9 protein-coding genes and 1 pseudogene are annotated in these 15,059 nt (G+C 59.6%); 4 read left to right on the top strand and 6 right to left on the bottom strand.

Annotation, left to right across the window (positions count from 1 at the left end):
- Positions 1 to 43: 43 nt before the first annotated feature.
- From pgm to M5G20_RS03980, 4 genes are all read right to left on the bottom strand, one after another.
- Positions 44 to 1,690 carry a phosphoglucomutase (alpha-D-glucose-1,6-bisphosphate-dependent) gene (gene pgm / locus M5G20_RS03995; protein WP_273918002.1) on the bottom strand — a complete coding sequence of 549 codons (1,647 nt, stop codon included), beginning with the start codon at positions 1,688 to 1,690 and terminating at the stop codon, positions 44 to 46.
- Between the two features lie 142 nt (positions 1,691 to 1,832).
- Positions 1,833 to 3,233, bottom strand: coding sequence for an aminotransferase-like domain-containing protein (locus M5G20_RS03990; RefSeq protein WP_273918001.1), 1,401 nt, complete (start codon positions 3,231 to 3,233; stop codon positions 1,833 to 1,835).
- Positions 3,234 to 3,270: 37 nt separating this feature from the next.
- Positions 3,271 to 4,749 carry a hypothetical protein gene (locus M5G20_RS03985; protein WP_273918000.1) on the bottom strand — a complete coding sequence of 493 codons (1,479 nt, stop codon included), beginning with the start codon at positions 4,747 to 4,749 and terminating at the stop codon, positions 3,271 to 3,273.
- A 564-nt stretch (positions 4,750 to 5,313) separates the two neighbouring features.
- On the bottom strand, positions 5,314 to 6,336 hold the full coding sequence (locus M5G20_RS03980; protein WP_273917999.1) for a zinc-dependent alcohol dehydrogenase family protein: 1,023 nt from the start codon (positions 6,334 to 6,336) through the stop codon (positions 5,314 to 5,316).
- A 269-nt stretch (positions 6,337 to 6,605) separates the two neighbouring features.
- Between M5G20_RS03980 and M5G20_RS03975 the strand changes: the two genes are divergently transcribed.
- Positions 6,606 to 7,520: a LysR family transcriptional regulator gene (locus M5G20_RS03975; protein ID WP_056855394.1), complete on the top strand. Its 915-nt coding sequence runs from the start codon at positions 6,606 to 6,608 to the stop codon at positions 7,518 to 7,520.
- A 37-nt stretch (positions 7,521 to 7,557) separates the two neighbouring features.
- Here the strand turns inward: M5G20_RS03975 and M5G20_RS03970 are convergent.
- Positions 7,558 to 7,794: pseudogene (locus tag M5G20_RS03970) on the bottom strand (HipA domain-containing protein); the annotation flags it as partial.
- 294 nt (positions 7,795 to 8,088) lie between these two features.
- Between M5G20_RS03970 and mexE the strand changes: the two are divergent.
- From mexE to M5G20_RS03955, 3 genes are read left to right on the top strand one after another with little or no spacing between them, the layout of a single operon-like run.
- Entirely contained in the window at positions 8,089 to 9,342 is a 1,254-nt protein-coding gene (gene mexE / locus M5G20_RS03965) for a multidrug efflux RND transporter periplasmic adaptor subunit MexE (RefSeq protein WP_273917998.1), read from the top strand.
- Between the two features lie 15 nt (positions 9,343 to 9,357).
- Positions 9,358 to 12,546 (top strand): efflux RND transporter permease subunit, encoded by a 3,189-nt coding sequence (locus tag M5G20_RS03960; RefSeq protein WP_273917997.1) that lies wholly within the window; start codon positions 9,358 to 9,360, stop codon positions 12,544 to 12,546.
- On the top strand, positions 12,546 to 13,967 hold the full coding sequence (locus tag M5G20_RS03955; protein ID WP_273917996.1) for an efflux transporter outer membrane subunit: 1,422 nt from the start codon (positions 12,546 to 12,548) through the stop codon (positions 13,965 to 13,967). The genes M5G20_RS03960 and M5G20_RS03955 overlap by 1 nt, the downstream gene beginning before the upstream one ends.
- A 126-nt stretch (positions 13,968 to 14,093) precedes the next feature.
- Here M5G20_RS03955 and M5G20_RS03950 read toward each other — a convergent pair whose 3' ends face one another.
- Complete coding sequence (locus tag M5G20_RS03950) at positions 14,094 to 15,059, bottom strand: HlyD family efflux transporter periplasmic adaptor subunit (RefSeq protein ID WP_273917995.1); 966 nt, start codon at positions 15,057 to 15,059, stop codon at positions 14,094 to 14,096.

Below are 15,059 nucleotides of genomic sequence, written 5' to 3'. Positions count from 1 at the left end.
GGACCAGACACTGCACGCTACCTGTAGGAGCCGGCTCCTACAGTTATTGGGTAGAGATGGCGCCATCCACCAATGTCTGCGCTTCGGCCACCAACTGCTTGAGGTGATCGTCGCTGACAAAGCTTTCCGCATAGATTTTGTAGATGTCTTCGGTACCCGACGGACGCGCCGCGAACCAGCCGTTCTCGGTCATGACCTTCAAGCCGCCGATCGCCTGGTTGTTACCTGGCGCGTGGCTCAGAATGCTCTGAATGGCCTCGCCTGCCAGTTCGGTCGAAGTAACCTGTGCCGGCGACAGCTTGCTCAGCAGCGCTTTCTGCTCGGGGTTGGCCTTGGCGTCGACGCGCACCGAGAACGGCTCGCCCAGCTCATCGGTCAACGCACGATAGGCCTGGCTTGGATCGCGGCCGGTGCGCGCGGTCATCTCGGCGGCCAACAATGCCGGGATCAGCCCGTCCTTGTCGGTACTCCAGACGCCACCGTCCTTGCGCAGGAACGAAGCACCGGCGCTCTCTTCGCCACCAAAGCCCAGCGAACCATCGAACAAACCATCGGCAAACCACTTGAAGCCGACCGGCACTTCGTACAGGCGACGACCCAGGCGCTTGGCCACGCGATCGATCAGGCCGCTGCTGACCACGGTTTTGCCGACGGCGGCATCGGCGCGCCACTGCGGGCGGTTCTGGAACAGGTAATCAATGGACACCGCGAGGTAGTTGTTCGGCGCCAGCAAGCCACCGGACGGCGTAACGATGCCGTGACGGTCGTGATCCGGGTCGCAGGCGAATGCCACGTCGTAGCGCTCTTTGAGGCCGATAAGGCCCTGCATGGCGTGAGTGGACGACGGGTCCATACGAATCTGGCCATCCCAGTCGACGGTCATGAAGCGGAAAGTCGGGTCGACCTCTTTGTTCACTACGTCGAGGTCCAGGCGGTAATGCTCGGCAATCGCCGACCAGTAGCGCACCCCTGCTCCGCCCAGCGGATCAACGCCCAGACGCAGCTTGGCATCGCGAATCGCGTCGAAATCGATGACGTTGATCAGGTCGGCAACGTAGGTGTTCACATAATCGTGACGATGGGTGGTGCTGGCCTTCAGCGCTTGTTCGTAGCTGATGCGCTTGACGCCCGCGAGCTTGTTGCCCAGCAGTTCATTGGCCTTGGCTTCGATCCACTTGGTGATGTGGGTATCGGCCGGGCCGCCGTTGGTGGGGTTGTATTTGTAGCCACCGCTTTGCGGCGGGTTATGGGACGGTGTGATGACGATGCCGTCGGCCAGGCCCGAGGTGCGCCCGCGGTTGTAGCAGAGAATCGCATGGGAGATTGCCGGCGTCGGGGTGTACTCGTCGCCCTCGGCAATCATCACGGTCACGCCATTGGCGGCCAGCACTTCCAGGGCGCTGGCGCCGGCTGGAGTGGACAGCGCATGGGTATCGATGCCAACAAACAGCGGGCCATCGATGCCCTGGGCTTCGCGATACAGACAGATAGCCTGGCTGATGGCCAGAACGTGCCATTCGTTGAAACTCAGGTCGAAGGAGCTGCCTCGGTGCCCTGACGTACCGAACGCCACGCGCTGGGTCGAAATGGCGGCATCTGGCTGGCCGGTGTAATACGCCGTAACCAGTCGCGGGATGTCGACCAACAATTCTGCCGGTGCCGGTTTGCCCGCATATTGACTGAGTGTCATGCAAAACCTCTGGAATAGAGTGGTTCAGGAGTTGGATCGCAGTTTACTGGCAGTTTGACCGCCGCGCGACGTTATCGATCCCGTCCCAGGCGCACGGGCAATGTTATAAAAGTCGAGCATTGCGCCAGACCGGGAGCGGCACTCACTCGACCGCCTCCAAACGCAGCGCATCCGCCAGCTGCCCGAGGGCGTTCGCCAGATCCTGTTCAGCGCATACGCTATGACTCAAACGCAGGTGTTGAGCATGCAAACCTTGCAGACTGAACAGTTCTCCCGGCGCGATGACCACCTGCTGTTTGAGCAGGCGCTGGAACACGCGGCGTACGTTGACCCGTCGCAACGGGCGCACCCAGATGGTTGCCCCCCCTCGTGGCTCGACGAAATGCAAGGCATCGGCCAGCCGCTCTTGCAGCAACTGAATCATCTGCACCTTGCCGTCCTTGAGACGACGCCGCAGCAATTGCAGGTGTTGGTCGATGCGCCCGTTGCTGTACAAGCGGGCAATGGCTTTCTGGCGGATGGCAGACAAACGAAACGCTCGCAGCAGAAAATGTCGCTGCAACTCCATGCGCATGTGGCGCGAAAGCAGGTAACCAAAGGGCGCTTCCGGCCCCATGATCTTTTCGAACGAGGAAAACACGATCAGACGTTCCGGCGTCAGCAGCTCCCGGAATCTCGGCCCAACGGGTTCGAATTCAAGTTCGCCGTAGCAGTCGTTCTCCAGGACCCAGCAGTCATGCGCCTTCAACAGCTGCGCGATGGCCTCACGGTTGTCATCCGGCGCCTGGCTGCCCCTGGGCATGTTCAGGCCGGATGAAACCATCACCAGGCGTACAGACTCGGTTTCCAGCAGGTCCTTGAGAAGATCATGGTTCAGGCGGTCATCGGCCATGACCGGCCACTCGATGACCCGAACGCTTGCCGCTTCCAGCAAACGCAGAATCCCCCAGTCGCACGGTGATTCGACCACGACCGTCTCCTCCCTGAGGCCCAGCACCGCAATCAGAATCTCCAGCACACCCCGCAGGTCCGCCCCGATGTAGATGTCGTCAGCGTGCCAGCAACGTAGCGGCGAAGTGGTGTAGCGCGCGGCCAATGCCATACGCAGCTCGAGTTCGCCACAGGGTTGCGAGTGCGCGTGCGGCTGCCGTGGATACTGGCGCAGCAATTCTCTTTCCAGCAGTAACAGCGGGCTGTCGATGGGCTGCAACATCGCCGGATCGTCTGCACTCAGCACCAGCATCCCCGGGCGGCGTGCGTTGACGTAGAGGCTTTCGAGCAAGTCATTGCCGCTGTGTAGCGTGTTCGCAGCGGGCACCGGCTGCGCGAAGTAGCCGGATTTTGCCATTGAGTACACCCGCCCTTCTTTCTCCAGCAGTGCGTAGGCGTACTGAATGGTGGAAATCGACACATTCAGCCGCTGCGCCAGTTGCCGCAACGAAGGCAGACGTACACGCGCGTCGCTGGCTGTTTCGCCAATGAGATGGGTCAGGTAACGATAAACAGCCTGGTAAGCGAAATCGGTTTCCCGCGGCCTTTTCATGGGCGAGGGCCGCATGTGTGATGACGAAGGTTCACTTTCAACCACCGGCTGACGACTCACCCGGCACGGACGAGTGATCTTTGGCTGTATCAGCGGCGGCATCGGCGATTGTCGGCCCGGCCACCCTGCGCTCATCCATAGCCACCGATTTCATGCGATACAACGCGCGGACCAGATTGACCGGCAGACCACTGACATCGGTCAGCCATTGCATGATCTGATCTGCAACCTGATGCCCTTGCATGGCCCGATGCAAATCAGGCAACGCCACCATCATCCCCGGGTGGCACTGACGCAGGAATCGCTCGAGGCTTGCGCCGTTGTCGACAAAAGGCGCAAACAGCAGGCACACCAACTGGGCTTCGTTCAACCCGATGTTGCGTTGCAGTTCAAGGGCCGTCCGTGCCCGCTGCTCAGTAAATGCCAACGGGCCGCCAAATGTTTCCACCGCCTGATCGCACAAGCGTTCCGGCAGTTGTTTACGGCGCATCATCACCAAGGCCCGTTGCAGATATACGCCTACACCCTCTTCATAGGTACGCCCTTGCACGAAACAGGCGTGCAGCCCTCGCATGTGTGCACTGACCGGAAGGCTGCTGTAGTCATTGTCACAAAGGTGAGCTGCGAGTTCGTCCGCCTGGTAACCGAGAAACTCGGTCAGCAGGGGCCATCGCTCTTCCAGTTTGCTGACCAGCAGGTCGTGAATATCAATCAGCGTTGCGCGGCGGCAGGTTTCAAAGTCTTCCGCCGGGCGCCAGGGCTGGCGGCCCGCTTCCGGATAAAAGCGCTGATAACCATGAGCGCCAAGGTCGTCAATCAGGGGGAACAATCCTTCATAGCCGGGGGCGTAATGCCTGGAAGCGTCATGGCCGGCCTTTGCAGCAGCCCGTTTCAGGCCTTCGATAAATCGTTTTTCCTGGCGAGGTGCGTCGTGGCTGATAAAGGCGTCGACGCCATGTTTCCAGCGAGTAATTTGTCCATAGAACTCGCCGGTGGCCAGGTAGCCGTTGTCCCACAGGTCAAGTGGTCCATCCATGGCCCGCACATGGCCAATCATCAGCAGGTGGGTGCGCTCGGCCTCGCGGCCCTCCATGGTCATCGGCGCCAGGGGGTCAAACGGCAGGACCTCGCGGTTATCGACCATCAACACTTCAACCCGCGGATCGTCGTAGACGAACAAGGCGCTGTAGGTGCGATGAATGTTTTCCAGGGCCACCGGGCTGGTGCTGCTCAGACGCAAGGTTGCCACGCGTAGCTGGAACGTTGCCGGCGAACGACTGGCGATGGTCAATTGAGCGGCACGCAGCAACGCCAGGGAGAAGCAACTGTCGCGAGAGCCGGTCTGAATCGCCAATACCTTGAAGTCACCGATTTGCTCCATGCCGCCAGCGGCCACCCCCATGCGTTGTATCAACAACTGCAGTGCCGTGCGTTCAGCCCGGGAAAAGAAACTCAACAAGCGTTGCAGCACTTGTTGATAGACGTTGCTCATGGCTTGTTCATGGATATTGGTCATCTTTATGTACCTGATACTCGTAGTTCAATATCGCGCACATAGCTGAACGCGCAGCGCAGGAGATTGACCTGAACATGGTTTGAATACTGGTTATATGGGGAAATGCTAGCACTTAAATGTTCATATCAATACTTGAGTGCGTGACTGGTTACGCTGACACTGCACACCGCCGGACAGCCTTGCAGCCCGCATTGACAGGGGCTTTCTGGATGGCCTTCGATGTCCTAGGAAATGTCCGACAGCGTCCCACAGACGTTTAACACAAGAAATAAAGAAAGAAGCAACCAACAATTGTCCGGCTAGTGCACAAGCGCGGATTAATTGTTGGATATTTATCAGCAGCGAGCATTGAAAAGTATCAGCCTGATTGCGGCCCATAGCTCATTCCTTGAGATGAAAGTAATCATTCAATTATCAGGGCTTAGATGCTGATTAGAAGCTACAGATTGAGAGCAAAAACCAGTTCAGTTGCTGAACGGCTCCACTGATAGATCAATGGAAGGTCTCATGTAGGAAAGTACTGATAGCAAAAGAGTCCGTGATGGCACGGACTCCTTAAGAACGTCAGGCTGGCTCGACCTGGAGCGCAACCCTTTCGCGGCAAGGGCATTCGTCCATGTAGCGGTGAGCTTCGACAAACTCGGTAAACGGAAACACCCGAGTCTTGAGCGGCAGCAGCACGCGGTCGGCGGTCAGCTGGTTGATGTCACGCAAGGCTCGTTGCAGCGCGACCTGGTCCTGGATGATGCCCAGTTCCGGCTTGCCGGTGAAGTTACCGATACAGTGCACGAAGAACTGAATGTTCTTCTGGAATGCCGCACAGGCCGGGAATGGCGTCTGGTTACCGCCTTGCAGACCGTACAGAACCAGGCTGCCGCGCGGGGCAAGAACGTCGCCCAACAGCGACATCTGTGGGCCGCCCAGGCCATCGAACACGACATCCACGCCGCGATTGTCGGTGATTTTGTTGATCCGCATCAGCAGATCTTCTTCCTCGGTGACAATCACTTTCTCGGCACCCAGCGACAACAGGTATTCACGTTCATCCGCCGACTTGGTGGCGGCAATCACCCGCACACCCAAGGCTTTGCCCAGTTGCACAAACGAAGGGCCGGCGCAGTGGCTGGCGTCAGTGACCAGGGCGAATTGCCCGGGTTTGACCCGTGCGAGATCGGCATAAGCGAAATAGGCAATCAACAGCGGCGTGTAATGCACGCTGGCTTCAATCGGGCTCAGCACGTCCGGGTAGCGGGTCAGGGACGAGCGCGGCAGCACAATCAACTCGCCATACACCGGATAATCGTTCGGGCTTTGAGCCGGGAAGCTGGCGACCTTGTCACCAATAGCCAGGTCTTCGACACCGTCACCGACAGCGGTGACGATACCGGCCATTTCCTGGCCAAGGCCGGATGGCAGTTGAGCACGGGACGACGCCAGGTTTTGACGCCAAAGCGTGTCATACCAGCTGATACCAATGGCTTCGACGCGCACTTGCACTTCACCCGGTGCAGGCAGAGCGGCCGCATGCTCTTCGCATTTGAGCACCTCGGCCGGACCAAACTTGTGAAAACGGATCGTGCGGGACATCGCAAACCTCGCCAGTTAAACCTCTAATGCCATGAACTCTAGCTGGGCTTTCAACCCAACACTATCTGTGGCCATTAATAGTCGACATGCCTGTCATTGATTCCGCATGAGCGGCGACATCGTCAAATGTCGTAAGAAACCGCAGCAGCCTTTGTAGGAAATCTGAATTACTCGGTGCAGAGTACCAGCCTTTCCCCGTAATATTCCTGCTGGCCATTGTTCTCATATGGCCGCTCACGTCAAGTTTACTGACTCTGCCAGGATTCCAGATGAATCGTAATGACCTGCGTCGTGTCGACCTCAACCTGTTGATCGTATTCGAAACCCTGATGCACGAGCGCAGCGTGACCCGTGCCGCAGAGAAGCTTTTCCTCGGCCAGCCAGCCATCAGCGCGGCGCTCTCGCGCTTGCGTGGATTGTTCGATGATCCGCTGTTTGTGCGCACCGGCCGCAGCATGGAGCCGTCGGCCCGGGCCGTGGAGATCTTCGCCCTGCTCTCTCCGGCACTGGATTCGATTTCCACCGCCGTGAGCCGTGCCGCCGAGTTCGACCCCGCCACCAGCACTGCGGTGTTCCGTATCGGTCTGTCAGACGACGTCGAGTTTGCCCTGCTGCCGATGCTGCTCAAGCGCCTGCGCGCTGAATCCCCGGGGATCGTGCTGGTGGTGCGGCGCGTCAACTACATCCTGATGCCAGGACTGCTGGCGTCCGGCGAAATCTCCATCGGCGTCAGCTACACCACCGACCTGCCGGCGAACGCCAAGCGCAAAGTGCTGCGCCGCAGTTCGCCCAAACTGCTGCGCGCCGATACCGTACCGGGGCCGTTGAGCCTGGATGACTTCTGCGCACGGCCTCATGCACTGGTGTCGTTCGCCGGTGACCTCAGCGGGTTCATTGATGAAGAGCTGGAAAAACTCGGGCGCAAACGCCACGTAGTCCTCGCCGTACCGCAGTTCAACGGGCTGAGTACGCTGTTGAGCGGCACCGACATTGTTGCCACCGTTCCCGACTACACAGCCGAAGCCCTCACGGCAGCGGGCGGTGTACGAGCAGAAGAACCGCCGTTGCCGGTGCGCAGTTTTGAATTGCACATGGCGTGGCGCGGGTCGCAGGATAACGATCCGGGCGAGCGTTGGTTGCGGTCGCGGATTCAGATGTTTTTTGGGGACCCTGACAGTCTTTAGGCGTTGTCGGGTGGGCTGTTCATCTGGTCATTTTTGCCGCGATGGTTGCAAATTGGCTCGCCACATCACAAATGCCGTCCATCACTCTGCCTGCTGCGTTCGGGGGCACCTGCGCTTCCTCGGCAAACCGAAGCATTTGCGCGCGGGAAATCGCCAGCGACTCTCCCATCACGTCCATCTGGTGGTATCCACTTGACCCCTCGCGGAAGGTCACGTCGTAAGCCGGCGACAGTCTCCACTGCCCCTCTTTCGACATGATGCAGGCAAAGTTCTTGGAACGCTTGATTTCTGACTTTAGCCGGATAGCATTTGTGAACAACGTGGTGGGTTTACACAGCTAGCCTGCCAGCGATGTACGCACCTCGACCTCAAGCCTTATTAATGCGTTTTCGGCAACACAGAATTAACATCAAGCCAATTGATAGCCCGCTAACCAGAGGTGCAAGCTAGAGGGCTGAATCGGGTCTTATATCATTCCGGATGATAGTTACCTTCGGCTCATTCGATTCGTGCGATACCACCCTGCCGAGCATCATTCGCCAATCTCAACACATTGGCGGATGCATCCATGGAACAGTCATTCAAACATTTGCGCTTCCCGTTGGCTTTATTGGCCATGGTGGTGATCAGCGCTTGCGGCAAGGCTCCCGAAACTGCCGCCACGATGCCGGCGGCGAAAGTCAGCGTGGCCAAGGTGCTGGAGCAACCGGTCAACGAGTGGGACGAGTTCACCGGGCGCCTTGAAGCGCCGGAAACGGTAGAGATTCGTCCACGGGTCTCCGGCCAGATCGATGACGTGGCGTTCACTGAAGGTGCATTGGTCAAGAAAGGCGACTTGCTGTTCCAGATCGACCCGCGTCCGTTCCAGGCCGAGGTCCGCCGCCTCGAAGCACTGGTCGCCCAGGCTCGCGCCAACGCCACACGCAGCGAAAACGAAGCCCGGCGCGGTGAGCGCCTGCGCACCAGCAACGCGATTTCCGCCGAGCTGGCCGATTCGCGGACCAGCGCATCGCAAGAAGCCCGTGCCGCTGTCGGCGCCCTGCAAGCGCAACTGGACCTCGCCAAGCTGAACCTGAGCTTCACCCGCGTCACCTCGCCCATCAGTGGCCGCGTCAGCCGTGCCGAAATCACCGCCGGCAACCTGGTGACCGCCGATACCACTCCGCTGACCAGCGTGGTGTCCACCGACAAGGTCTACGCCTATTTCGATGCTGACGAGCGCGTGTTCCTCAAGTACACCCAGCTCGCGCGCCAGGGCAAACGCGGCGCTACCACTCCGGTTTACATGGGCCTGTCCAATGAAGACGGCAACCCGCACCAGGGCGTGATGAACTTCATCGACAACCAGGTCAACCCGAAAACCGGCACCATCCGTGGTCGCGCCGTGTTCGATAATAGCGACGGCAGCTACACCCCGGGCCTGTATGCACGCCTGAAACTGGTGGGCAGCGGCACCTACAACGCCATGCTGATCAACGACGAAGCCGTCGGCACTGACCTGGGCAAGAAGTTCGTACTGGTCATGGATGCCGACAACAAAACCGCTTACCGCGCGGTCGAGCTGGGTCCGAAAATCGAAGGTCTGCGCATCGTGCGCAATGGCCTGAACAAGGACGACACCATCATCGTCAAGGGTCTGCAACGAGTGCGTCCTGGCTCGCCTGTCACCCCTGAAGTCATCCCGATGGCCAGCGAACAAACCCTCGCGGCCCTTGCACAACAACGACAAGCGCTGGAAGCCAGCAACCTGCCCCAAGTCGCGCCTGCCAAGGTCGCGCCGGGTACGGCTGTAAAACTGGCTGCAGCGAACCCACGCGGTTAAGGGATAACGACTCCGATGAACTTCTCCCAATTCTTCATTTCACGGCCGATCTTCGCAGCGGTGCTTTCGCTGTTGATCCTGATCGCCGGCGCGATCTCGCTGTTCCAGTTGCCGATCAGCGAATACCCGGAGGTTGTGCCGCCGACCGTTGTGGTCCGCGCCAACTTCCCGGGTGCCAACCCGAAAGTCATCGGTGAAACCGTGGCCGCTCCGTTGGAGCAAGCGATCACCGGCGTCGAGAACATGCTTTATATGTCCTCGCAGTCGACCGCCGACGGCAAGATCACCCTGACCATCACCTTCGCGCTGGGCACTGACCTGGACAATGCTCAGGTGCAGGTGCAGAACCGCGTGACCCGGACCGAGCCGAAACTTCCCGAGGAAGTGACGCGCATCGGTATCACCGTGGACAAGGCGTCGCCCGACCTGACCATGGTGGTGCACTTGACCTCGCCGGACAAACGCTACGACATGCTCTACCTGTCCAACTACGCCCTGCTCAACATCAAGGATGAGCTGGCGCGCCTGGGCGGTGTCGGTGACGTGCAACTGTTCGGTATGGGCGATTACTCGCTGCGAGTGTGGCTCGACCCGAACAAGACCGCTTCGCGCAACCTGACTGCGACGGATGTGGTGTCCGCGATTCGTGAACAGAACCGTCAAGTGGCTGCCGGTGCACTGGGTGCGCCCCCTGCCCCGAATGCGCAAAGCTTCCAGCTGTCAGTCAACACTCAAGGTCGACTGGTTTCCGAGGAAGAGTTCGAGAACATCATCATTCGCGCTGGCGACGACGGTGAAATCACTCGTCTGAAAGATATCGCCCGGGTCGAGCTGGGCTCCAGCCAGTACGCCCTGCGCTCGCTGCTGAACAACCAGCCGGCGGTGGCGATCCCGATCTTCCAGCGTCCTGGCTCCAATGCCATCGACATCTCGAACCAGGTTCGGGGCAAGATGGATGAACTGAAGAAAAACTTCCCTCAGGGCATGGACTACAGCATCGTCTATGACCCGACGATCTTCGTGCGCGGCTCCATCGAGGCGGTGGTTCACACCCTCTTCGAAGCGCTGATCCTCGTGGTGCTGGTGGTGATTCTGTTCCTGCAAACCTGGCGCGCGTCGATCATTCCATTGGTGGCGGTGCCGGTATCGTTGATCGGTACGTTTGCGGTGATGCATTTGTTCGGTTTCTCGTTGAACGCCCTGTCGCTGTTCGGCCTGGTACTGGCGATCGGTATCGTGGTGGACGACGCGATCGTGGTGGTAGAGAACGTCGAGCGCAACATCGAACTCGGCCTGACACCGGTCGAAGCGACCAAAAAAGCCATGGGTGAAGTAACCGGCCCGATCATCGCCACGGCGCTGGTGCTCTGTGCGGTCTTCATCCCGGCAGCGTTCATCTCCGGCCTGACGGGGCAGTTCTACAAGCAGTTCGCCCTGACCATTGCGATTTCGACGGTGATCTCGGCCTTCAACTCGCTGACCCTGTCACCGGCCCTGGCGGCGGTATTGCTCAAAAGCCACGACGCGCCGAAAGACCGCTTCTCCAAAGTGCTGGACAAGCTGTTTGGCGGCTGGTTGTTCCGTCCGTTCAACCGCTTCTTTGAAAAAGCCAGCCACGGTTATGTCGGCACCGTTGCCCGTGTGATCCGCTCAAGCGGTATCGCCCTGCTGCTGTACGCCGGCCTGATGGTCCTGACCTTCTTCGGTTTCTCCAGCACCCCGACCGGTTTCGTACCCGGCCAGGACAAGCAGTACCTGGTGGCCTTCGCGCAATTGCCGGATGCGGCGAGCCTGGATCGTACCGAAGACGTGATCAAGCGCATGTCCGACCTGGCCCTGAAACAGCCTGGCGTGGAAAGTGCCGTGGCCTTCCCCGGCCTGTCGATCAACGGCTTCACCAACAGCCCGAACGCCGGCATCGTGTTCGTGACGTTGAAACCGTTCGATGAGCGTAAAGACCCGAGCATGTCTGCCGGGGCGATTGCCGGTGCCTTGAACGGCCAGTACGCCGAGATTCAGGAAGCCTACATGGCGATCTTCCCGCCGCCGCCGGTACAGGGCCTGGGCACCATTGGTGGTTTCCGCCTGCAGATCGAAGACCGGGGCAACCTGGGCTACGAAGAGCTGTACAAAGAAACCATGAACATCATCGCCAAGAGCCACAGCGTTCCGGAACTGGCCGGCCTGTTCACCAGCTACACCGTGAACGTGCCGCAAGTCGATGCCGCCATCGACCGCGAGAAAGCCAAGACCCACGGTGTGGCGGTCAGCGACATCTTCGACACCCTGCAGATCTACCTGGGTTCGCTGTATGCCAACGACTTCAACCGCTTCGGTCGCACCTATCAGGTCAACGTTCAGGCCGAGCAACAGTTCCGCCTCGAATCCGACCAGATCGGTCAGCTGAAAGTGCGTAACAACAAGGGCGAGATGATCCCGCTGGCGACCTTTATCAAAGTCAGCGACACCTCGGGTCCGGATCGCGTGATGCACTACAACGGCTTCATCACCGCTGAAATCAACGGTGCGGCAGCCCCTGGTTACAGCTCCGGCCAGGCGGAAAAAGCCATCGAGAAACTGCTCAAGGAAGAACTTCCGAACGGCATGACCTACGAATGGACCGACCTGACCTACCAGCAGATTCTGTCCGGCAACACCGCGCTGTTTGTGTTCCCGCTCTGCGTATTGCTGGCGTTCCTGGTACTGGCGGCTCAGTACGAAAGCTGGAGCCTGCCATTGGCGGTGATCCTGATCGTACCGATGACACTGCTGTCGGCCATTACCGGGGTGATTGTCTCCGGTGGCGACAACAACATCTTTACCCAGATCGGATTGATCGTACTCGTGGGGCTTGCCTGTAAGAACGCGATTCTGATCGTCGAATTTGCCAAGGACAAACAGGAAGAAGGCATGAGTCCGCTGGCTGCGGTACTGGAAGCTTGCCGTCTGCGTCTGCGGCCGATCCTGATGACCTCCTTCGCGTTCATCATGGGTGTGGTGCCACTGGTGTTCTCCAGCGGTGCCGGTGCCGAGATGCGTCACGCGATGGGTGTGGCGGTGTTCTCCGGGATGCTCGGGGTGACCTTCTTCGGTCTGTTGCTGACGCCGGTGTTCTACGTACTGATCCGTAACTTCGTCGAACGCGGTGAGGCACGCAAGGCCGCCAAAGCGCTGAAACTGCACAATCAGCTGGAGTCGCATTGATGAGTTTGAAAGCTTTCCTGCCAAGCCTGCTGGTACTGGCACTGAGCGCCTGTGCCGTTGGCCCGGACTACCAGACCCCAGCCACTGAACCGGCCAACATCACCACCGCCACCGAGGGTGCGGCCGGTCAGAAGAACTTTGACCGTTCGCGATTCGAAGGCATCTGGTGGCAGCAGTTCGAAGACCCGACGCTCAACCAGTTGGTAACCGAATCGCTCAAAGGCAACCGTGATTTGCGCGTCGCCTTCGCCCGCTGGAAAGCCGCGCGGGCGATCCGTGACGATGTCAGCAATGACGCCATGCCGACCATCACCAGCCGGGCCAGCAGTGATCTGGGCAAAGGGCAGATTCCTGGCCAGACCACCGACCGGGTGAGTAGCGAGCGCTACGACCTGGGTCTGGACATGGCCTGGGAGATCGATCTGTTCGGCCGTATCCAGCGCAACCTGGAATCGGCCGACGCCGAGCAGCAGGCGATTGAGGCTGACTTGTATCAATTGCAAGTGACCATGATTGCCGAACTGGTGGACGCTTACGGTCAACTGCGCGGCGCTCAGCTGCGGGAAAAAATTGCCCTGGCCAACCTGAACAATCAGCAGGAATCGCGCAAGATCACTATCAGCCTGCGAGATGCCGGCGTCGGCGATCAGCTCGATGTGGAGCGCGCGGACGCACGTCTGGCCTCGGTTGAAGCCAGCGTGCCGCAATTGCAGGCGGAGCAGGTGCGGCAGAAAAACCGCATCGCTACGCTCTTGGGTGAACGCCCGGACAAGTTGACCGTGGACTTGAGCCCGAAAGACTTGCCGGCAATTGCCAAGGCGCTGCCGATCGGTGATCCGGGTGAGCTGCTGCAACGTCGCCCGGACATTCTCAGCGCCGAACGCAAACTGGCTTCGGCCACGGCGCGGATCGGCGTGGCCAAGGCGGATCTGTTCCCTCGGGTCAGCCTCAGTGGTTTCCTCGGTTTCACCGCCGGGCGTGGTTCGCAGATCGGTTCCTCGGCGGCCAACGCCTGGGCGCTCGGCCCGAGCATCACGTGGGCCGCGTTTGATCTGGGCAGCGTGCGTGCCCGTTTGCGTGGCGCCGATGCCGATGCCGAAGGCGCGCTGGCGAGCTACGAGCAACAAGTGCTGTTGGCGCTTGAAGAGTCGGAGAACGCTTTCAGCGACTACGGCAAACGCCAGCAGCGGCTGATCTCGCTGATTCGCCAGAGTGAATCGAGCCGTTCTGCGGCCGATCTCGCTGAGATCCGTTACCGCGAAGGCACCGCCGATTTCCTGGTGCTGCTGGATGCGCAGCGCGAACGCCTGGCGGCTGAAGATACCCAGGCCCAGGCCGAAGTTGATCTGTATCGCGGCATCGTCGCGATCTACAAGGCCCTTGGTGGCGGTTGGCAGCCGGAGACGGTGGCCAGCGAGTAACACGGTTTTCTAAAGAGCTCCTTTGGTTGGCCGCAACCAACCAATTTTTTTGCCCCGCGTATCATTGGGTCGCGGGGTTTTTTTTCGCCTGCACGAAATGTTGAACTCACCGCCGCTCCCACAGGGTTAGCGGTGCTCTTCAGGATTGTGGTTTTCCTGCACCGTCACGGTCGCCGTTGTACCGGCGCGCAATTTGTCTTTGCCGGGGTATTCATCGTCAATCTTGATCCGCACCGGCACCCGTTGCGCCAGTTTGACCCAGGTGTAGCTGGGGTTGATGTTGGCCAGCAATCGCCCGCCTGGCAGGTTTTCCCGGTCGGCGATGGCGAAGGCGATGCTTTGCACGGTGCCGCCAAATCGTTCGCCACTCATCAACTCGATGTCGACCCGGTCGCCCTCCCCGATTCTTGGCAATTTGGTTTCTTCAAAGTAGCCGCTGATATAAAACGAGTCACTGTCCACCAACGCCACCAGCGGACCACCGGCAGTCGCGTAGTCGCCCTGGCGGGTCAGCAGATTGGTGACAAAGCCACTGACCGGTGATAACACCCGGGTGCGTTCAAGATCATGTTCAGCCTCGGCCAGCGCGGCAATTGCCAGCTGCACGTTGGCTTGGGCAAACCCCAGGTTGGCCTGGTTGCGTAACAAGTCGGCTTCGGCCACCGACACGTCGGTGTTGGCTTTCTCCCACTCTTCGCCGGAAATCGCCGATCGTTCCTTGAGAGTCCGCCGACGGCGTTCCTCGCTTTGCCGCTGTTTGAGCAATGCCTGGCTGGCGACAATCGTCGCTTGCGATTGCCCTAATGACGCCTTGGACACTTCCACCGCACGCTTGGCGTGTTCCACCGCGAGGTTGTAGCGCGAGGGATCGATTTCAAGCAACAACTGGCCCTTGTCCACGTGCTGGTTATCTTGCACGTTGAGTTTGACAATGCGTCCGGCGACATCGGCGGACAACGTCACTACATCGGCGCGCACCCGGGCGTCCCGGGTCCATGGCGCGCGGGTGTAATGTTCCCAGGCAAACCAGCCGAGCACAAACGCCAGCAGCACCACCGCTACCGTCGAGAGTCGGGCAAGAATCGTCTTCAA

Origin of the sequence: Pseudomonas sp. TNT2022 ID1044 (genome assembly GCF_028656895.1) — a bacterium.
Classification (GTDB): Bacteria; Pseudomonadota; Gammaproteobacteria; order Pseudomonadales; family Pseudomonadaceae; genus Aquipseudomonas; species Aquipseudomonas reinekei.
The sequence above is the reverse complement of the archived record's forward strand: the minus strand, read 5'-3'. Positions and strand labels throughout refer to the sequence as shown.